The 19,960-nt window shown below is 33.8% G+C and carries 24 protein-coding genes; 8 read left to right on the top strand and 16 right to left on the bottom strand.

The window, feature by feature from the left end; genetic code table 11:
* Positions 1-8 precede the first annotated feature (8 nt).
* Genes HQN62_RS16240 through HQN62_RS16215 form a run of 6 tightly spaced genes read right to left on the bottom strand, consistent with a single transcriptional unit; the run spans position 9 to position 4,605 of the window.
* Positions 9-692 (bottom strand): SDR family NAD(P)-dependent oxidoreductase, encoded by a 684-nt coding sequence (locus HQN62_RS16240; protein WP_173505150.1) that lies wholly within the window; start codon positions 690-692, stop codon positions 9-11.
* Positions 693-705: 13 nt separating this feature from the next.
* A complete protein-coding gene (locus HQN62_RS16235) occupies positions 706-990 on the bottom strand; it encodes a TIGR03643 family protein (protein WP_116797441.1) in 285 nt (94 codons plus the stop codon).
* A gap of 17 nt (positions 991-1,007) precedes the next feature.
* On the bottom strand, positions 1,008-2,492 hold the full coding sequence (locus HQN62_RS16230; RefSeq protein ID WP_173505149.1) for a cryptochrome/deoxyribodipyrimidine photo-lyase family protein: 1,485 nt from the start codon (positions 2,490-2,492) through the stop codon (positions 1,008-1,010).
* A complete protein-coding gene (locus tag HQN62_RS16225) occupies positions 2,479-2,634 on the bottom strand; it encodes a DUF2256 domain-containing protein (protein WP_116797443.1) in 156 nt (51 codons plus the stop codon). The genes HQN62_RS16230 and HQN62_RS16225 overlap by 14 nt, the downstream gene beginning before the upstream one ends.
* Before the next feature lie 4 nt (positions 2,635-2,638).
* Entirely contained in the window at positions 2,639-3,946 is a 1,308-nt protein-coding gene (locus HQN62_RS16220) for an ABC1 kinase family protein (RefSeq protein ID WP_116797444.1), read from the bottom strand.
* Complete coding sequence (locus HQN62_RS16215) at positions 3,946-4,605, bottom strand: TetR family transcriptional regulator C-terminal domain-containing protein (protein WP_173505148.1); 660 nt, start codon at positions 4,603-4,605, stop codon at positions 3,946-3,948. The genes HQN62_RS16220 and HQN62_RS16215 overlap by 1 nt, the downstream gene beginning before the upstream one ends.
* Before the next feature lie 118 nt (positions 4,606-4,723).
* Between HQN62_RS16215 and HQN62_RS16210 the strand changes: the two genes are divergently transcribed.
* On the top strand, positions 4,724-5,635 hold the full coding sequence (locus HQN62_RS16210) for a TIGR01777 family oxidoreductase (RefSeq protein ID WP_173505147.1): 912 nt from the start codon (positions 4,724-4,726) through the stop codon (positions 5,633-5,635).
* 2 nt (positions 5,636-5,637) lie between these two features.
* Here HQN62_RS16210 and HQN62_RS16205 read toward each other — a convergent pair whose 3' ends face one another.
* The 4 genes from HQN62_RS16205 to HQN62_RS16190 all read right to left on the bottom strand — a co-directional run bounded on the left by HQN62_RS16205 (position 5,638) and on the right by HQN62_RS16190 (position 8,685).
* Positions 5,638-6,177, bottom strand: a complete 540-nt coding sequence (locus tag HQN62_RS16205) for a YceI family protein (protein WP_116797447.1) — start codon at positions 6,175-6,177, stop codon at positions 5,638-5,640.
* A gap of 209 nt (positions 6,178-6,386) precedes the next feature.
* Complete coding sequence (locus HQN62_RS16200; protein ID WP_116797448.1) at positions 6,387-6,935, bottom strand: acyl-CoA thioesterase; 549 nt, start codon at positions 6,933-6,935, stop codon at positions 6,387-6,389.
* Positions 6,936-6,939: 4 nt separating this feature from the next.
* Positions 6,940-7,305, bottom strand: a complete 366-nt coding sequence (locus HQN62_RS16195; protein WP_116797449.1) for a 6-phosphogluconate dehydrogenase — start codon at positions 7,303-7,305, stop codon at positions 6,940-6,942.
* A 6-nt stretch (positions 7,306-7,311) separates the two neighbouring features.
* A complete protein-coding gene (locus HQN62_RS16190; RefSeq protein ID WP_173505146.1) occupies positions 7,312-8,685 on the bottom strand; it encodes a DNA recombination protein RmuC in 1,374 nt (457 codons plus the stop codon).
* A gap of 181 nt (positions 8,686-8,866) precedes the next feature.
* Between HQN62_RS16190 and HQN62_RS16185 the strand changes: the two genes are divergently transcribed.
* From HQN62_RS16185 to HQN62_RS16170, 4 genes are all read left to right on the top strand, one after another.
* Complete coding sequence (locus tag HQN62_RS16185; RefSeq protein ID WP_116797451.1) at positions 8,867-9,733, top strand: protease complex subunit PrcB family protein; 867 nt, start codon at positions 8,867-8,869, stop codon at positions 9,731-9,733.
* A 91-nt stretch (positions 9,734-9,824) separates the two neighbouring features.
* On the top strand, positions 9,825-10,145 hold the full coding sequence (locus HQN62_RS16180) for a hypothetical protein (protein ID WP_173505145.1): 321 nt from the start codon (positions 9,825-9,827) through the stop codon (positions 10,143-10,145).
* Between the two features lie 22 nt (positions 10,146-10,167).
* The gene (locus HQN62_RS16175; protein WP_116797453.1) at positions 10,168-10,713 is read left to right on the top strand and encodes an RNA polymerase sigma factor; all 546 of its coding nucleotides are present in this window, start codon (positions 10,168-10,170) and stop codon (positions 10,711-10,713) included.
* Between the two features lie 32 nt (positions 10,714-10,745).
* On the top strand, positions 10,746-12,356 hold the full coding sequence (locus tag HQN62_RS16170) for a hypothetical protein (protein WP_173505144.1): 1,611 nt from the start codon (positions 10,746-10,748) through the stop codon (positions 12,354-12,356).
* Positions 12,357-12,458: 102 nt separating this feature from the next.
* Here the strand turns inward: HQN62_RS16170 and HQN62_RS16165 are convergent, their stop codons facing one another.
* Positions 12,459-12,824, bottom strand: a complete 366-nt coding sequence (locus tag HQN62_RS16165) for a hypothetical protein (protein ID WP_173505143.1) — start codon at positions 12,822-12,824, stop codon at positions 12,459-12,461.
* Between the two features lie 168 nt (positions 12,825-12,992).
* On the opposite strand from HQN62_RS16165, the gene HQN62_RS16160 reads away from it, so the two are divergent.
* Together HQN62_RS16160 and HQN62_RS16155 are read left to right on the top strand one after the other, a co-directional pair.
* On the top strand, positions 12,993-13,568 hold the full coding sequence (locus HQN62_RS16160) for a pseudouridine synthase (RefSeq protein ID WP_173505142.1): 576 nt from the start codon (positions 12,993-12,995) through the stop codon (positions 13,566-13,568).
* A 25-nt stretch (positions 13,569-13,593) separates the two neighbouring features.
* The gene (locus tag HQN62_RS16155) at positions 13,594-14,046 is read left to right on the top strand and encodes a tRNA (cytidine(34)-2'-O)-methyltransferase (protein ID WP_173505141.1); all 453 of its coding nucleotides are present in this window, start codon (positions 13,594-13,596) and stop codon (positions 14,044-14,046) included.
* Here the strand turns inward: HQN62_RS16155 and HQN62_RS16150 are convergent.
* Positions 14,033-14,530, bottom strand: a complete 498-nt coding sequence (locus HQN62_RS16150) for a hypothetical protein (protein ID WP_116797459.1) — start codon at positions 14,528-14,530, stop codon at positions 14,033-14,035. The genes HQN62_RS16155 and HQN62_RS16150 overlap by 14 nt on opposite strands.
* Positions 14,531-14,839: 309 nt before the next feature.
* Here HQN62_RS16150 and HQN62_RS16145 point away from each other — a divergent pair, with 309 nt between their 5' ends.
* Positions 14,840-16,447 (top strand): class I SAM-dependent methyltransferase, encoded by a 1,608-nt coding sequence (locus HQN62_RS16145; protein WP_173505140.1) that lies wholly within the window; start codon positions 14,840-14,842, stop codon positions 16,445-16,447.
* Positions 16,448-16,507: 60 nt separating this feature from the next.
* Here the strand turns inward: HQN62_RS16145 and HQN62_RS16140 are convergent, their stop codons facing one another.
* The 4 genes from HQN62_RS16140 to HQN62_RS16125 all read right to left on the bottom strand — a co-directional run bounded on the left by HQN62_RS16140 (position 16,508) and on the right by HQN62_RS16125 (position 19,956).
* A complete protein-coding gene (locus HQN62_RS16140) occupies positions 16,508-17,284 on the bottom strand; it encodes an ABC transporter ATP-binding protein (RefSeq protein WP_173505139.1) in 777 nt (258 codons plus the stop codon).
* Between the two features lie 51 nt (positions 17,285-17,335).
* On the bottom strand, positions 17,336-17,680 hold the full coding sequence (locus HQN62_RS16135) for a 5-carboxymethyl-2-hydroxymuconate Delta-isomerase (RefSeq protein WP_173505138.1): 345 nt from the start codon (positions 17,678-17,680) through the stop codon (positions 17,336-17,338).
* A 97-nt stretch (positions 17,681-17,777) separates the two neighbouring features.
* On the bottom strand, positions 17,778-18,806 hold the full coding sequence (locus tag HQN62_RS16130; protein WP_173505137.1) for an iron ABC transporter permease: 1,029 nt from the start codon (positions 18,804-18,806) through the stop codon (positions 17,778-17,780).
* A gap of 7 nt (positions 18,807-18,813) precedes the next feature.
* Entirely contained in the window at positions 18,814-19,956 is a 1,143-nt protein-coding gene (locus HQN62_RS16125) for an ABC transporter substrate-binding protein (protein WP_173505136.1), read from the bottom strand.
* Positions 19,957-19,960 lie beyond the last annotated feature (4 nt).

The raw sequence follows: 19,960 nt of genomic DNA, 5'->3' as shown, positions 1-19,960 counted from the left end.
TTTTTTTATTAAATTTTAAAACTTACGATTCCATAATCCATTTCAAAAACTTGTCCAGAAATGGATTTTGCATTTTCTGAAATTAGGTAATTTGCCATTTCGGCAACTTCACTGGGTTTTAGATAATTTTTCATCGGGTGGCGTTCCACCATGTTTTCTTTCATACGGTCGTTTCTAAGAATATTTGCCGAAAGCGAAGTTTCGGTTATCGTCGGAGCGATTGCATTTATGCGAACCACCGAAGCCAATTCGGCACCGAGGGATTTTACCAAACCTTCAATTCCAGCTTTTGCAGCAGCAATACTGGCGTGAAAAGGCATTCCTAGTTTTGCCGCAACCGTACTAAATAATACAATCGAAGGATTATTTCCTTTTTTTAGAGCAGGCAAATATTTTTGAATCGCTTTTACAGCACCAATTACGTTGATTTCAAAATCATTTCTAAAATCGTCAAGATTCAAACTCAAAATGGGTTTTAGTGTAATTGAACCGGGACAATATATAAGAACATCTACGGCTTCAATTTCGGGTAAATCATCTTCAAGAATCGAAATTGGATAATGAATTAAGTTAGGGTGTGTGATGTCAGGAGTCGTCCTGCTGATATTATATACTTTATTGTTTTCTAATTGTTGCAATAGGATAGCGCTTCCAATTCCTTTGCTACCGCCAATGATTACTATGTTTCGCATATTTTTCTAAAAATTATCTTTTTGATATTTTATTGTTATTGATTTGTCTTTGTCTGGAACATTTGAATCGGCCTTCTTGAAAGTTTCTTAATTTTTCGTGTTTTGTCTTTCGGCCTTGCACTCGCTCGCGCCACATTTTGAAACTGGAAGGCTTCATTTCGGCACGCATAAGGTTGATTACTTCTTGTTCTTTTAGACCAAATTGTATCTGAATTGCATCAAAAGTGGTTCGGTCTTCCCAAGCCATTTCTATGATTCGGTCTATTTCTATTGGTGTTAGTTTAATTTGTAAATTCATCCTATACAATTTTGGGATTAGTCACTATCTCCGATATCAGCCATAGTGTGTAGTTTTAAGATTCTGTTGTTTTCTTCTTTCACAAGAGGATTTTTTTTCATTTCCCACAAAAAATCGCTAGCGTGTTTTCTGGTTCTGTCTATATTAACAATTGGTTTTGGATAGTCAACTCCTAAATCAAAATTGCAAAACTTCTGATCCAAAAAAGTCATTTTTGATGGATTGTGTACAAAAGGAATAGGCAGATTTTGTAATTCCGGAACCCACTTTTTTATAAATTCTCCATTAGGATCGTGTTCTAAACTGTTTTTTAAAGGATTGTAAATGCGCAGCATATTGATTCCCGTTTCTCCCGCTTGCATTTGTAATTGCGGAAAATGAATTCCGGGCTCAAAATCCAGAAACATTTGGGATAAATGTTGGGTTGCTTCTTGCCAGGGTTGCCAAAGATTATGGGTAAAAAAGGAAACGACCATAGCTCGCATTCTGAAATTCAAGTAGCCCGTTTCGTTCAGACATCGCATACAAGCGTCTATTATTGGAAATCCTGTTTGTCCTGTTTGCCAAGCTTGGATATAAGAATCGTTTATTTTCTTTTTTAAAGTATGATATCCCTTGTTTACGCTTTCAAATTCCATGATTTCTTCCATTTCAAATTTTTGTATGAAATGAGCTTGCCATGTTAATCTGGAGACAAAAGAGTCAATTTGTTTTTTGTCAGTACTGATAAATCGAAAATTGGCGGCCTTTTGTAAAACCTGTCTTGAGGATAAATTTCCCCAAGCGATGTAAGGCGATAAACGGCTGCAGCTTTTTCTGGCCAATAAAGGCTTCGAAATATTGCGATTATAATCCAAATACCGATTAGAAAAAAAACTTTCTAAATATTTATTGCCAATCGTAGTTCCTCCTTTTTGAAAAACATCATTTGGAATGGTTTCCAGCGAAACGGTTTCGAAATTGTTTTCTAAAAATTGGATACTTTCGAGAGATAAGAAATTTTGAGAAGTTGCTTCAAAAGAAAATTGTTTGGAATTCATATATTCTTCCCAAAGGATTACCCATTTTTTTCTGTTTTCTAATCCTCTAAAGATTCCATTATTGATATTTTCTTTCCAATGGATGATATTGTTTTTGCAAAACCGTTTAAAGGATTTGTCTCTTTCATAAGTAGTTTTGATACCTGTTTCTTGATGAGAAAAAACACTGTCAATTTTGTAAATTTCCTGGATGGAATTGATAATTGAAATCACTTCGCCCGAAACGCTTAAAATTTTAGTATTAAAAGTAACAAGCTGTTGATTGATGTCTTTAATGGATTGTTTGATAAAGTTCCAATGTCTCTCGCTATAATGGCCATCATTTTGTAATGAATTTTCAAAAACATACAATAACAAAGTAGGTTTATTGGACTGAATGGCATTGAATAGAGCTTCGTTATCTTGCAAGCGGAGGTCTCTTTTGAACCAAACTACATTGATATGACTTTTATTTGTGCTCATTTTTTTTGCTAATGATTTTGTTTCTCCTGCATTTTTCGCTACAGTATTTTACGTCATCCCAAATATGTTTCCATTTTTTACGCCAATTAAAAGGACGTTTACATACCACACAAATTTTTGACGGCAACCCTGATTTTTTCAAACCTTTATTCGTATTTTTTATACTGATTCACCACAATATTAGCTTTCAAATCAAACAGCAAATTGTACAAACCAAAAAAGGTTCGGTTCATATAAATGAAATGCTTCGAACCACGATTACCGTTCATTTTTTTTAAGTTGGTGTCTTTCGAAAATCGTTCTCCGAGTTGTGCAATATTTCCAAAAAATTCCGGATCCGAAAAATCAAAGGTTTCTCCCTGAAAAGGCTGGGTGAAGAGAGACAATAAATCATAAAACATTTGAGTGAAATAGACAATCTCTTCTGCAGAATCATCCGTTCTTAGGATTTCTAATTCAAAAAGTTTCTTTTTGAACAATTGTGGGTTGTCGAGAATTTTTGGATCGACCAATTCAAAATACGGAACGTAAAAATCATTTGGAATTTTCTTCATGCAGCCAAAATCCAAAGCAACCAATTGATTATTATCGTTAACCAAAAAATTACCGGGATGCGGGTCTGCATGTACTTTCTTCAAAATATGAATTTGGTACATATAAAAGTCCCATAACGCTTGCCCCAGCTGGTTTCCTAATTCCTTATTTTTGTTTTTGGCGGTGAATTCAGAAAGGTGAATTCCTGTCATCCAGTCCATCGTGATGATTTTCTCGGAAGAGAACTCAGGATAATATTCGGGGAAAACTAAATGCTCTATTTTTTTGCAGGCGGCAACGACCTCTTGACTTTGTTGGAGTTCGAGTATATAATTGGTTTCTTCAATCAATTTGTCTTCGACTTCTTTAAAATACTTATCGGAGTCTTTTCCTTGCAAATTAAACATTCGAATAGCAATGGGTTTTACCAAAGCCAAATCAGAAGAAATGCTATTGGCAACGCCAGGATATTGAATTTTTACGGCCAGTTTTTTACCATTTTTCGTGGCAATATGTACTTGTCCAATACTAGCCGCATTAACCGAATTGGCATTGAATTCGTCAAAAACTTCAAAAGGCGTTTTTCCTAAGTTGGTTTTAAAGGTTTTCAAAACCAAAGGCGCCGACAGAGGCGGTACTGAAAATTGTGACAATGAAAATTTTTCCACATACGCCTGTGGCAAGAAACTTTTGTCCATACTTAGCATTTGCGCCACTTTTAGAGCACTGCCTTTGAGACTCTTTAGACCATCGTAAATATCCTCGGCATTGTTTTCATTGAGTTTGTCGCGGGTCAAATCAGAATTGACCATTTTTTCTCCGTAATATTTCAAATAATTCACGCCTACTTTGGCACCGGTTTGTACTAGTTTTGAAGCTCTTTCTATTTTGGAAGTTGGTATGTAGTCTATCGTTTTCATTATTTGTTGTTTATTTTTTCTTTGAAAATGAATTTTCCAAAATCTATTAAGCTGTCTATTGGTGTAATGTCTATTAATTCGAAAGAAACTTTTATCGATTTTTCGATGTAGATATCCGTTTTCTCAAACGAAGGAGATGAGTCTTCCATCCAAAATTTTAAGGTTAATAGAAATTGAATCCAAAATGATTCCGCTAATACTTTTTCTTGGTATTGCTGTAGCTTTTCAATTTTGATTCGGAAATCATCAGTTATTATCTCGGAGATATAATCTTTGAATTTATTTCTAAATTCGGATAGGATCATTAGGTTTTTTAGTTGATTTTGATGTTGTTTCAAAGTCATGACTATATAACTTCTATTGGCGGTTATCAATTCAAAGAAAGTAAAATAAAAACTCAAGAGTTTGGTTTTCATATCGTAACTTTCGTAATTATCATCTTTCTGCAATAGCTCGATTGTTTTGTCAAAAAGGATATTGAATATTTCCTTTTCAATACTTTCCAATGTGCCAAAAAATGTATAGAATTCAGCCTCTGTAAAACCATTCACTTTTGAAAAATGAAATACAGACTTTGGTTTTTCATTATGTTCTAAAGTATAGTTCATATACATTGAGACAATGAGGTCTTTGGATAAATTTATTTTTTTAGTTGCCATGTTTTAAGTTTTATTTGTGTATAAAGGTAGTAATGTTTAACGTATTGTTAATAATGTTAAACAAAACATTAACTTATATTTGTATAGTTTTAATTGATTGCCCCTAATTTATAAAGTAATGAAGCAAAATGTTTTAATAACTGGAGGTACTGGATTTATTGGTAAAAAATTGACCGAAATATTGTTGGAAAGAGGCTTTTCTGTTTCAATACTTACAAGAAATAGTAAACCAAATATAGAGGGAGTTACCTATTATATTTGGGATGTATCTAGTCAAAATATTGAAGAAGCTGCTGTGCTCAATGCCAATTATATTATTCATTTGGCAGGAGAGAATATTGCCGAAAAAAAGTGGACTGCCACGAGAAAAACTGAAATCAGGGACAGCAGAACACAATCAGCTCAATTAATTTATAACGTTTTGAAAAAACACAATAAACGGATTGAAGCTTTTGTTTCGGCTTCAGGAATCGGTTTTTACGGAGCCATTAATGGGGAAGGCATTTGTACCGAAAACACATTGCCAGCCAATGACTTTATTGGAGTGACTTGTCAAGAATGGGAAAAATCGGCCGATTTGATGGCAGGTTTGGGTATTCGAACCGTAAAAATTCGAACCGGTTTGGTTTTAGGTAAAGATGAAGGAATATTAAAAAAACTTACTCCAATTTTTAAACGAGGTTTAGGTAGTGCTTTAGGGTCAGGGAAGCAATATATGCCTTGGATTCACATATACGATTTATGTATGATGTATATCGAAGCGATTGAAAACGATAAGATGTCTGGGGCGTACAATGCCACGATTAACGACAGTACTACTAATTTATCCTTCTCCAGAGCATTGGCGAATTCTCTTGGTAAGACAATTTGGTTACCGAAAGTTCCAGCTTTTTTAATCCGAATAGGAATGGGGGAAATGGCCGATATTGTTTTGACCGGAAGGAGAGTCTCTTCGGATAAAATAAAAAAACTGGGCTTTAGATTCCAATTCAAAAACCTCAAAAAGGCACTGAAAGATTGTTTGAAATAAGATTAGTTTAAAATACAATCGATTTGAGTATTTACACTTTTTGAAATTTTGGCAATTACAATACTTGGGATTTCAATATTGAAGTCGTCTGTATTTAATGTGAAATGGGAGTTTATCTGGATTCCATTATCTACTTTTTTAATTTTAGCATTTACAGTAATCAACCTGGTTTGACCATGGAGTGTTAGTTTTCCTTTTATCTGAAAATCTTTTTCAGTTTCAGTTACAATTTTCAAATCAAATTTTTCGATAACTCCTTTAAAAATAGCTTTCGAATAGCGGTCACTTTCCATGTAATTGCTATTGAAATGTTCTTTCATTAAATCTCTTTTGAATTGAAAATTTTTAATGACAGCAGTAAAGGTGATTTGGCTTTTGTCTGGAATCAATGTACAGTCAACTGCATCGTTTTTTGCTTCAACGGCTTCAAATAATGGTACAGAAGCTTCGAAGTAAATGGTGCATTTTGAGGTGCTTAGTTTTTTTTGGGCACTAAGGGGGTATAAGACAAACAACAAGGCTAATAGAGTAAATTTTTTCATAATTATTTCTATTATAGGTTTAATCTAAAGTTACGTTTTTTTTTGTGACAATACTCTTAAAATTACGCCAAAAAAGAAGCCAATATCAAAAGATCGATCTTTTGTTATTGGCTTCTTTAAATAGATTTTAGTGTCTAAAAAAAATATTTTCAGTGAGTGTTCTACTCAGAAGCTTAGTAAATTAGGGACTTATTGTTTTTAAGAAAAAATTAATCCAAATTGATTTGAATATTGTATTTTTTTAGTCCCTCCAATGTTTCTTTTGAGGTGTAATTGAATTCTTCTTCGTGCAATTCGCGTTCTTTTTTTAGGGCTATTTGTTTTAATGAATTGCAAAAACGTTTTACATCTTCAAAATTCGATAGTATTAAGCCCGGAACTGCCACACTATTGCCTTCATTATCTTTGGCAACCATAGTGAAATACGAAGAGTTACAATGTTTTTTATAACCAGTCTGAATGTTCTCGGCTTCTACTCGAATCCCAACAATCATAGAGCTTTTTCCCACATAATTAACAGAGGCTTTCATTGTTACGAGTTCACCGACTTCAATAGGTTTCAGGAAATTGACAGTATCTACGGAGGCTGTAACACAATAATTTCCGGAAAATTTGGATCCACACGCAAAGGCTATTTGATCCAATAGGGATAATATATAACCACCGTGAATTTTTCCGCTAAAATTGGTATGTGAAGGCAGCATTAATACCGAAATGCTGACATGCGATGAAGCAACTGTTTTGTATATTTTCTCCATAGGTTTAGTTTTGGTTAAAAGGGGATTTTTCTTTTTGTATTGTTTTGATAAAGTATCTGGTTTCTCCCCACCAGAAAAAGGTTCTGTATTTTTCTACATAAGTAAGTTTGACGTAATGTCCTTGTAAGATCTTCATTTGTTCAATCACTTCTTTGTCACTATCCAAAACAGAAAATTTGAAAATTTGTGCACCGGAAATTCCTTGGCTCAATTCACCTTCCCAAGTTTTTATGACAATGCCTTTGTGGCTCAATCGAATCAATTCTCCTGATCGAATTCCTTCGCTGACAGGAACATAATAGATGAAAGCAAAATAGCTTAGAAAACCAACCGTAATTGCAACTATAATAAAGGCAAGGACTTTTTTCATTTTGTCTTAATTTAAAAGTGAATTCTCGTCTGTTTCCGCTCTTTTCAAAATATTGTCGGGAAGTGCTTTTTTGGCTTTGGCTCCCATTTTTTTAAGTTTTTCAACGCTGGTGATCAGGTTTCCTTTTCCGTCTACCAGTTTGTTCATGGCGCCTTGGTATTCTACTTTGCTCTCGTCTATCTTTTTTCCAATTTTTATCAAATCGGCGACAAAACCTTCAAATTTATCATACAATGCACCCGCTTGTCTTGCAATTTCGAAAGCGTTTTCCTGTTGTTTTTGGTTGGTCCACATACTGTCAATGGTGCGTAAAGTAGCCAATAAAGTAGATGGGGTAACAATTACGATGTTTTTTTCGAATGCTTTGTTGTATAAGGTGGTGTCTTCATTTAGGGCTATAGCAAAAGCAGGTTCCATAGGGATAAATAACAAAACAAAATCGGGGCTTTCTATTTGGTATAAATCCTGATAATTTTTATTTCCTAATTGTTCTACGTGAAGTTTTATCGAATTGACATGCTCTTTTAAATAACGATTTTTTGTCGTTTCATCGTCATCTTCGTTGATGTATTTTTCATAGGCAACCAGAGAAACTTTAGAATCGACAACCATTTTTTTGCCATCAGGCAAATTGATGACAACATCCGGAAATACTCGATTTCCATCTTCGGTGATATGGCTTTGCTGTACTTCGTATTCGCGTCCTTTTTCCAATCCTGATTTTTCCAGTACGCGTTCCAGCACTAGTTCGCCCCAGTTACCTTGCATTTTGCTGTCACCTTTCAAGGCTTTGGTCAAGTTGATGGTTTCCTTGCTCATTTGAATATTCATTTCGCGTAAACCCAATATTTGTTGGCGTAAAGCAGCATGGTAATCAATACTTTCCTTGTGTGTGTCTTCGACTTTCTTTTCGAATAACTGAATTTTATCTTGTAACGGCGACAGGATATTTTTCATGTTTTCCTTGTTTTGCTCGGTAAACTTATTTGATTTTTCTTCCAATATTTTATTGGCAAGATTCTCAAATTCTTTGGTGAATTTTTCCTGAAGTTTTTCGACTTCCTCTTTTTGTTCCTTGTTGCGTTCCCAAAGATTTTCAAAGTCAACTTCTTTTTTAGAAAGTTGAATGGCCAGACTGTCTTTCTCGTTTCGAATGTTTTCCTTTTCGGAATTGGATAATTCCAGTTGTTTTTCGAAAGTGTTTTTATCCAATAAAAATTGTTCTTTTTGTTGGTTTAATTGCGAATTCAGTGCGATTAATTTCTCTTCCAGGCTTACTTTTTCCGACTGGAATCGTGCCGAAAAAATGAGTTTGCCAATAAAGATACCGATTGCAAGAGCAATAATAAAAACCAATAATAAAGGAAGAGTTGTTAACATAGAATTTCATTTTAAAAAAAGTAAAAGTACGCATTAATACGTAGTACTTAATTTTAAAAAATGAAATTTCACGAATTATTCTAAATCTAATACTAAACGAACAATTTTATTTTTTTTAAGATTGCAACGCAACCTTTTTATAATAAAGCCATCTTTATTATAAAACCAATTAAAATATAATATGAAGAATTTAATTTCAATCTTGTTTGTTGCCTTAAGCTTTTATTCGTGTAATGATATATCTGATGATAATGCGCAAAATTGCGGCAGTATTACCAACGTAGTTTATGAGAGTTTTAGTTATTGCGGTGTTTTGAAAGAAAACCCAAAACAATATTCTTTTGTGATTTTAAACTCAAGTGAAGATGTACAAAAAATATTTACAACTTGTCAAACTGTCAATGTCGCGCTACCGGATTTTACTCAGAAAAGAATATTGGGGATTTATGCTGGACCAAAACCAACAAGTGGGTATGCCATAAAAATTCAATCAGTGGTTGAAGATGATTGCCAAATAGTTGTTGAGTATTTTGAAAAAGAACCAACAAAGGATGAGGTTGTAACTACTGTTATAACTTACCCAGCAGACTATGTTATACTTCCAAAATCAAACAAACCCATTTTATTTAAGAAAGCGAATCAAATTAATGATTATGTAGTTATGGGAACTTATTTTGGTAACTGTACTGGGAATGATTGCCAACAATTTTTTAGAATAGAAAACGCAAAAGTTCTTCATTATCTAAAAGTGAATTATGGTTCTTATGATTTTAATCAATACAGTTACAAAACGTTAGGTTTTAAAGATGATTTTGCAGCTTTTCTTTTGAAAATCCCAACTGAAATTAAAGATTTGAAAGGGAAAACAAAAACATTTGGCTCACCTGATTCCCATGATCAAGGCGGCGTATATTTTGAATGGAGTCAAGCTGGCACTGTAACTAAAATATATTTAGATGCCGATAATTCAGCAGATCAAACGCAAAACATTATCCTTTTTAAGAAAGTAATTCAAGACAAAATAACTGAGTTAAAAACAAAATCATAAAAGAGGGTTAGTTATCAAGACAAACGATGATTTGCGGATAGTAAATCGGAATTGAAGATGAAAACCAGTATCAATATTTAATACTTGCGAAATGGAAAAATTAATTTTTATAATTTTTATTGCTCTTACTTTTTGTTCATGTGCTAATGACGATGCTGGTTTTGATTCAAATTCCAAAAAAGAAATAATGGAGAGTTGGGCCTGGAAAATTTTTATTTTTACAGATGAAGGAGAATTTACACCTGTTGAGACGGTCAAAAATAAATTTGATAATACTACAAAAGTAAGCCCTATTTTTGTAGAAGATGTTTTGGGAATTTATAGCAATGACGATTTGTTTTTGAATAATCAAAAAGAAGTATCCAATGCTCCAATTGTTTTTGCCAATTTAAATTTAGCTAAAAGAAAATAATAACGAGTTTAAAACTTATTTCTTGAAAGAAAACATAGAACTATATATAAAAAAATGTGTCGAAAACGACCGGGAAGCACAACTGAAAATTTATCAGTTGTTTTCTCCTGTTTTATATGGGCTATGTCTTAAATACATGCGAAATGAAGATGATGCAAAAGATGTTTTTCAGGAGGCTTTTGTAATTGCTTTTCAAAAAATGGGACAATACAAATTTGAAGGCAGTTTTGAAGGTTGGATTAAACGAATTTTCATCAATAAATTACTGGAAACACTAAAGAAAAAGAAAAAAGATGTACTCTTTCTGGATGTTTTTGATACCGATGTAATTGAGGAAGAAGAGTTAGAACTGGCTTCAATTGATCAAGAAAAGTTATTGGAATACATTCAAGAATTACCCGACCAATACCGAATGGTTTTCAATTTGTTTGTCTTCGAAAAAATGAAGCACAAGGAGATTGCAAAGTTGCTTGAAATTTCAGAAGGAACGTCGAAATCGAATCTGAATAGAGCCAAGAGTATTTTGAAAAAAAGAATTTTGGCTGTATTAAATTGTAAAATAGCATGATAAAATACCATAAAAGTAAATAGAAACAAGGCATGAAAAATAAAGAAGCAAAATCTATTTTTTCTTCATTGGAAAACTTCTCCAGTATTCCGCCTCCCGAATTATGGGATAAAATTGAAGCGCAACTAGATGAACCTAAAAAGAAGAAACGCGCCATTATTTGGTGGTCGATTGCTGCTAGTTTAGTAGTTGGACTTTCTGTTCCAACTATTTTGTATTTTAATGCCAGTCAAGGAAATGGTCTTGAAATGAATATGGAAAATAATGCGAATGAAGTTGTTTTGCAAAAGGATTCGAATTTGAAAAGCAAGAGTGCTCAGGATGGAAATAAAAACCAAAGGGGAAGTAGTAATCTCAATGATAAAGGAATTAAAAATGATGATTTAAATAACAATCAAGTTGTCACAACAACTGTTTCGAGTATTTTTTCTAAAGCAAAAGATTCTGCAAAATTTAATAATTTGAATCAGTGCAGAAAGAAGGGAAAGATTCAAATTGCTAAGAATGAATCACAATCAAATGCAATAGTTTCAAATCAAAATTCAACTTCTACTATTCTAAAATCTGACTTGGCAATTGCCAAATCTGCTCATGGCGAAAATTCAAATTCAAATAAAAATGCAATAGTTAGTAATAAAAACAGTGACGTTTCAAAAGCAAATAAGGATAAAGGAATTGCAGAAAATACCATTTCAAAATCAGAGATTGTAATTAGTAAATCGGTTCAAGTAAACCAAACATATGCCAATAACAAATCTATTGTAAGTAATCAAAATAATGATATTTCGGGATTAAACAATGATAAAGGAATTACAGAAAAAACAAGTTCAAAAGATTCTTTAAGCAAAATAAAATCAGAAGTTGAACAATTAGAGAAGGCTTTAGTGCAATTGGATAAAGACAAAACAGAGAAAAAAACGATTTCAGAAAGTATAGATAAATGGTCGCTTCAAGTTTTTGCTGGTGTTATGAGTTCTCAAAATTATAACAATGAAAAAGCGCTGGGAAATACTGTGGCTTCAAAACAGTCTAATGGTTATGGTGTGAAGACGAATTATAAACTGAACGAAAAATGGGGTGTAAGTTCCGGTTTCAAAATTAACGAACTAGGGCAAAAAATAGCTGGAGTTTCTTATTATAAACAGCAAAATTATTCAGGAATGGTATCTGGAAGTTTACCAATAGCAAGTGATACCTATCAACCTAGTTCTGCCAAAAACAGCTATCAGATAGTTTTAATATCAAACAATCAAGATTATATGTTTGCGTCTAATTCTAAAGCTGATAACGGTTTTGAAAAAGGGGATGTAACACAAAACTTGAAATATTTCGAAATGCCATTGGAGGTTTCGTATGCTATTTTGAGTAAAAAGAAAACCAATATTAGCATGAACACAGGAGGTTTTGTCGGGAAATTAATTTCTAATGATATTGCTTTGAATGGTAGTTCAATAGGGGAAAATAAAAATGTAAATGAATTTGTTTACGGAACTTTATTGAGCAGTACGCTGCAATATGAACTCTTTAAAAAGACCAAATTTTTCATTGAGCCAGGAATGAATTATTACATCAATCCTTTAGAAAATCAATCCTTCAATCAATTTCAATGGATGTTTAATGTGGGTTTAAATGTTACTTTTTAATTAGAAATATTAATTCTATACTATTATTTAATTCTTAATACGATTAATATAAAATGCTAGATATTCTTGCGAAAATCTAGCATTTTGTATTTTAAATTAATTTCACTCATCCAATTTTTGGTTCCCTCTGTCTATATGACTGTCTGGATTTGAGTTTGGATATCGATTGGGGGTTATATCAGAATTTCGATCTCTATTTTCTAGTGTTTTTTCCGTGTCTTTTTCCGTTAAAACTCCACGGTTCAAGCCTTCTTTCTCTAGTTGATCTTTATCGATTTCTTCAGGAAGATCTGGAGTAGTTCCTTCAATATTGCGAGCTCTTTGAACTATTTTTTTATTTCCATGGCTATCAATTTCTATTTCTTCCTTAAGTTGTGATATTTCTGGATTCAAGTTTTTGCCGATGGATTCAGTGTCCGAATTTTGCTTGTTATTGGTTTTTTTAGAACCTAAATTATTACTTTCCATATCGTTGAATTTTATGTTAATACTATAAATTACTATAATGATACGCTTTTTATCTGCAGTAATTCAATCAATTAACATAGCATTGGGTTTGAAGAATGAAATGTGCAGTAGTCTTTTTTTAATACTGCAAAAACAAATCTATCTTTGTGCTCACAAAACAAATCTAGAATGTCCCACCATCATTTCGTCCTTCACAAACCTTATGGTTATTTAAGTCAATTTATTTACGAATTGAAGCGTAAGAAGAAACTCTTGGGAGAATTACACGATTTTCCTATCGGAACAATGGCTATTGGTCGGCTTGATGAAGATTCCGAAGGACTACTTTTATTGACAACCGATGGAAAAATGAGTGAAATCATTCGGAGCAAAAAAGTTGATAAAGAATACTATGTGCAAGTTGACGGTATTATTACTCCCGAAGCCATTGAGCAATTGAAAAGTGGTGTCGAAATTGGTTTTAATGGCACAAAATACATCACCAAACCCTGTGAGGCTTTTATTGTAAATGAAATTCCTAATTTTGGGGCAAGAGGAAAAAAGATCCGGGACGAGCGCCATGGTCCTACTTCTTGGGCTTCTATAACTGTGAATGAAGGGAAGTTTCGACAAGTACGCAAAATGACGGCAGCTGTTGGTTTTCCAACCTTGAGATTGGTGAGAGTCAGGATAGGAAACGTACTTTTGAATGACTTGAAAGCGGGTGAGGTTTTGGAGGTTTCTAATTTCCAATTAAACGATTAAAAAATTACCGATTAAACAAATAAATATGCTAAACATTGTTCTCGTAGAACCTGAAATACCTAATAATACCGGAAATATTGGTCGTTTGTGCGTTGGCACCGAAAGCCGTTTGCACCTTATTCATCCTTTTGGATTTGTCATCAATGACAAAAACCTAAAACGTTCCGGACTTGATTATTGGGTACATCTTGATGTCACTGAATATCAAAATGTAGCAGAATGGATGTCGCAAATTGCAGATCAATCAAGAGTTTTTCTGATGAGTTCCCATGCTTCAACATCAATTTATGACGCAAAATTCCAAGACGGGGATTGGTTGGTTTTTGGCAAGGAAAGTGTGGGCTTGAGCGCCGAAGTTTTAGCTTTATTCGAAAACCACCTGACTATCCCTATGTCTCCGTTAATTAGAAGTTTTAATATTGCCAATTCGGTTGCTTTTGTGGTGGGTGAAGCGAAGAGGCAGATTATCGGGCAATGAAATTAATATAGGAATTTACAATTCTATTTGCGGTGCTTTCCAATGAAGGTTTTGCATCTTTGAAATCTTCCTTGAGTTTACCTTCAGGAGTAAAAAAATTAGCCACTTTAGTTTTCAGAGGAACCTTATCAATATAAATTTCTTCTACAGTAAAAGTAAGGGTATATTTTTGATTTTCTCCAAACACAATTTTAAGACTGTATTTGATGTCTAAATTATATTGTACAGCTAAATTCCAATAGTAATATGCATTTTCGTAGCGAGCCTCTATTGTTAAGGAATTTTCGGTCACATCAAAAACATCAGAACCCTTTGCATTGTAATACGATGCCCATTCTTTAGATTGTTCTATTAACTTATGAATGGGTTGATTGGGTATATCTATTACAAGAGGAGCAAAGCCTTTAGGTGTTAATTCCAATTTTGTCTGTGCCGAACTTACGATAATCCAAAAAAGTAAGACTATTTTAAATAAGTATTTCATTTATAAGTATTTATGGCTTTTACAAAGATAAACAACTTATTGTAGGTTTTTGAAAGTAAATTTTCCTTTTTCCCTTTGGAAAATTCATTTTCGTCCCTGAATATGAGATCAAAAACTATTGACCAGACCTAATGTTGTAATTAATCGCAAGTTTAATCTTGCTAATTCAGTTAGCAGAGACAACGAGATAGATTTGATTATGTATTTAGGATGAGGAGTTTAAAATCTATTGATTGTAATGGATATCAGTTTTTTAAAGGAAATTTCATATATTTGAGATAGACAATATTAGGTCTTAAATCTCTTTTTATGATAGATAACGTATCCTTACGAAGTACTATTTTTAGACATCTCGACGGTTTGGTAACTGCTCCGGTAGCTTTTTGTTTGTATAAAAAAGGAGTGTTAGCTTATATTTTTGACAAAAAGGAAGTAAGCCTTTCTGAACTCACCGATAAATTTAAAGCCAATGAAGGCTATCTCAATGTGGGTTTGCGGGTTTTGGCTTCTCAAGGTTTCCTCAATTATCAGATTGATACGAATACTGACCTAATTACCATCAGTGGTAATGAAAAAAGTGAAATCGCTTTTTCCCTTTTTCCATTGTACAAAGATGCTGTTGATTTATTGCATTATTCGATGGATTTTCATCCCAGATTATTTGAAGAAGCTCCCTTTGAACGCTTAAAATCTATTTTCGAAAAGTATAAAAACAATTATGGAATCTCATTCTCTGAAGATTCTTTGACCAATACCATTCAGCATCAAATTTTAAAGCATATTGAAGGTTTTTTGGTTGGCCCAACTGTAGTGCGTCTTGGTATGAGTGGTATGTTTCATAAATATTTTATGGAAATATCTTTTCGACCTGAGGAGTTTCATAAATCACCTGATAATTTCAAAATCATTCTTGATTTTCTGGTTTATTTAGAATGGTTTACCCAGAAAAATGGCAATTATCAGTTTACAGAAACTGGTTTGTTTTTTGCCAAAAGAGCTTCTGCATATGGTGTAACGGTTTCGTATCTGCCTACTTTTAGTAAAATGGATGAATTAATTTTTGGTAATCCTTCTGTTTTACGAATTGTTGGAGATGGGGAAGATGAAATTCACGTGGATAGAGAAATGAACGTATGGGGAAGTGGTGGAGCTCATGACGCTTATTTTAAAGTGGTGGACGAGATTATCATCAAGTTGTTTAATTTGCCCATTGCTGAACAACCCAAAGGAATTCTGGATATGGGCTGCGGAAATGGTGCATTCTTGGAACATATTTTTGATGTAATTGAACGTCAAACTTTGAGAGGAAAAATGTTGGATACGCATCCTTTATTTTTGGTTGGTGCAGATTATAATCAAGCTGCTCTCAAAGTAACAAGAGCCAATTTAATCAAAGCCGATATTTGGGCCAAAGTGATTTGGGGAGATATTGGTCGTCCGGATTTGCTGGCAGAAGATTTACGAGAGAATTATAATATTGATTTGAAAGATTTGCTGAATGTGAGAACTTTTCTGGATCACAACCGAATTTGGGAACTGCCAAAAGAAATCACAGAAGGAAGGATAAGTACCTCGACTGGAGCATTTGCACACAGAGGAGTTCGAATAAACAATAATTTAGTTGAAGATAATTTATTGGAACACTTCAAAAAATGGTCACCTTATGTTCATAAATTTGGGTTGCTCATTATTGAATTGCATACTGTTTCACCTCATTTAACATCAGAAAATTTAGGTAAAACAGCAGCCACGGCTTATGACGCTACACACGGTTTTTCGGATCAATTTATAGTTGAGGTTGAAGTGCTTCATAAAATAGCTGCCGAAGCAGGATTGTTTCCAGATCCCAATTATTTTAAAAAATTCCCAGATTCAGAAATTGCTACTGTGAGTATTAATTTATTGAAAGGAGAGTAGTTATCAGTTATCAGTTTTCAGTCGCGTTGGGATAACTGACAACCGACAACCGACAACTTTCTAAGTAATAACAAACTTCCCTTTTTCGCTGTCAAAAACGATATGTTCGTCTTTGAATAAAGTATTAAAACTTCCTTTGGTAATCAAGTTGCAGGGTTCGTCCTGCACCACAGTTTCGGGAGTCATGATAATCATTTCGTCACTTAATTGTATGGCCATATCAATATCGTGAGTCGAAAATAGAATACACTTTCCAGTTTCATGCGTTAGTTTTTTAAGGAGTTTTAGCAACGAGACTTTGTGTAATAAATCCAAATGAGTTGTGGGTTCGTCTAGAATAATCAAAGGAGTATCTTGTGCCAAAGCTCTTGCAATCAAAACCTTTTGTAGTTGGCCATCACTTATTTCGTAATGTTTTTTTTGTGCCAAATGGCCAATTTGAGTTAGCTCAATTGCGTCTTGTACAATTTGAATATCCGCATCCGATAAAGTTCCAATCCAATTAGTGTACGGTTGACGCCCCAAGGCAACCAATTCAAAAACAGTTAAATTACTGGGAGGTAATTTTTCGGTTAAAACCATGCTTAAATTTTGGGCGAGTGCTAAAGGTTCATAGCTGGTTATTTTCTTATCGTTTAAAAAAACAGTTCCCTGTAAAGGCTTTTGAATTCCTGTAATAGTTCGCAGCAAAGTAGATTTTCCGATACCGTTTGCCCCAATCAAAGCAATCAGTTTTCCTGCCTGTAAGTTCAAGTTGAGGTTTTCGGCAATGGTCACAGTTTCTTTTTTGGAAGTGTATCCAATGCTTAAATTTTCTGTGGTTAGGATATTACTCATTTTTGAGATGTTCTAAATTCTTAGGTAGTTACTTTACTGAAAAACGAAAATTTAAACCATAGATTTATTACAATAGGTTGCTTTTTCAAAATCCCTAATATTGATAGATAAAATTGGAACCTCGGGAAACATTAGTTTCAACTGACTAACTATTTTGTTCGAGAGATTGCTTTTTTGAGTTATTGTCCGGCCTTCCATGATGTTTGCAAAAATATGAATAAAATCATCGGTAGTATTTCCAACATTGTAATATTGAAAAGGATTGATGCGAACTTTGATGTCACCGGGGCTAAAAAGGCCAGTGGATTCTGCAGTGTCATAAACAGCTTGCATAATTTCTTGGGGGGATTTTAGATTCAGTATGTTTTCGGAACAATCAATTACAAAATGTGGCATAATATTTTTTATTTATAGTTTTATTTTTTTTTAACCACATAGATTAAATTTTGAAATCAACACAGAATCTATGTGGTTATAATTGAATCCTGCACCATTACTTAAAATTCCTCTTTCGAACCAACAACCAAATGACTACTGGCGCGCCCAATATCGAAGTAATAGCATTTATAGGCAAAGTAATTTCCATTCCCGGCATTTGGGAAACCACATCGCAAACCAACATAATTGCCGCTCCAAAAAGTAAAGTACTCCAGAATAAAACAGTATGGTTACTGGTTTGGAACACTAATTTGGCGATATGAGGTACTGCCAATCCGATAAAAGCAATTGGACCTGCATAGGCCGTTATACTTCCTGCCAAAATACTCGTCGCCAATATGATTATAAGCCGGGCTTTGTTGAAATTTAAACCCATACTTTTGGCGTAATTTTCACCCAGTAAAAGTGCATTTAAGGGCTTGATGCTTAGTAAACTGATAAATAATCCAAATAAGACACAAATCGTTAAAATAAGGATGGATGTCCAAGACAAATTACCCAAATTACCCATCGACCAAAAAGTAAATTTTTGCAGTTGTTCTGCTGAACTGAAATAAGTTAAAACGCCTACAACTGCACTGGTAAAGCTACCAAACATAAGTCCAACTATCAAAATAGCCATAGTGTCGCGCAAGCGTTGCGAAACCAATAAAACCAATAATAAAACAGAAGTACTGCCCAGTGTTGAAGCCAATACAATTCCATAAGGTGACAATAAAATACCACTCAAAAAGGAAGGTAATACACTGGCTCCCAATATTACAAAAGCAACTCCCAAACTAGCTCCCGAACTGAGTCCCAAAACATAAGGACCAGCGAGTGGATTCCGAAATAAAGTTTGCATTAATAATCCACTGACAGACAATCCCATTCCGACCAAAACTGCCGTAATCGCTTTGGGTAAACGATAGTTGATGATGATGTATTCCCAAGTCGATTTACTGGATTGGCCTCCTGTCAAACTGGTGTAAATTTCCTTGAAAGGTATTGTAATTGACCCCAAACTGATGTTTACAAAAAACAGCACAATGAGTCCTAAAAAAAGGAATGAGAATAAGATTGTATTTCTTTTTTGATTGTTCAATTTGTATCTAATTCAGTTTAGTGGCAAAAGTAAAAGCATAATCGGGAAGCAATTCAGGATGAAAAATTTTAATGTAATCTTTCAATACTAAATCAGGTCTCGATGGTGATAATTCATAAAAAATAGTACCTCCAGTAGCTCCCATTTTTCCTTCGAAAGTATAAATGGTTTTATTTGTAAAAGCATCAAATTGGCTGTAATGAGGATTGGCTTTTTCCAGTTCAGACAATGATTTGAACGAACCAGTTGCAATCCAAAAATTAGCAGTTTTTGCTTTGTCCAATATGTTTTCAAAAGACAACCCAAGACTTCCGGTACCTTCGAGGTCTTTCCAAAGATAATCGGCTTTGGCATCTTTCATAAATTGGGCAACCCAGCTGCTTCCTTTGGCCACAAACCATTGGTCTTGGTACATAGAACCATACAAAACAGTCGAAGTTGGTTTTTTATCAGCAACCAAAGCTAGAGCGTTGTTGTATTCTTTTACAATGTTTTCAAACAGAACGTCAGCTTCTTTTTCCTTTCCAAATAAAGCTCCGTAAAGTTTTAACCATTCTGCTTTTCCAAGAGGGGATTGCTCCATCCAATCGGCTTGAATTAATACTTTTAAGCCACTTTTTTGTAAATTTTCAATAGAGGGATTGTTATTGTCAATCCCAAAAGTGACGATGAGTTCCGGTGACAATTCTATCAGTTGTTCAATATTGAGTTTCTCGTTTTGTCCAACATTTTTAACTGAACCAGCATCAATTAAGGCTCTTGTTTTTTCGGATGAGATATAATCTGTATGAGGGAAACCAACAAGCGATTTTTCGACACCGAGCATTTCAAGAAACGGAATATTTGTGGTCGAAGTCACTACAATAGATTGCAATGGAACTGAAATTTCAGTGTATTTCTTTAAGCTGTCTGGAACAATTCCGTTTTTTTCTTTTAAAATATAAGTGAAATCTTTAACCGCATCCGGCCAAGGATTTGAAACCGTTACCACTGTATAACCTTCGTGTTTGTGAATGGCTAAACTTTTGGCATACTGAATACTATTTGGAGTGTTGACATGAGTTTGAGTGTCATTTTTTTCATTTTTTTTACATCCAATAAATGAAAAAAGAATGACGAATAAAATAACTTTGTAGAACGAAAATTTCATATTA

This window comes from Flavobacterium sp. M31R6, assembly GCF_013284035.1.
In the GTDB taxonomy this organism is placed as follows: domain Bacteria; phylum Bacteroidota; class Bacteroidia; order Flavobacteriales; family Flavobacteriaceae; genus Flavobacterium.
The sequence above is the reverse complement of the archived record's forward strand: the minus strand, read 5'-3'. Positions and strand labels throughout refer to the sequence as shown.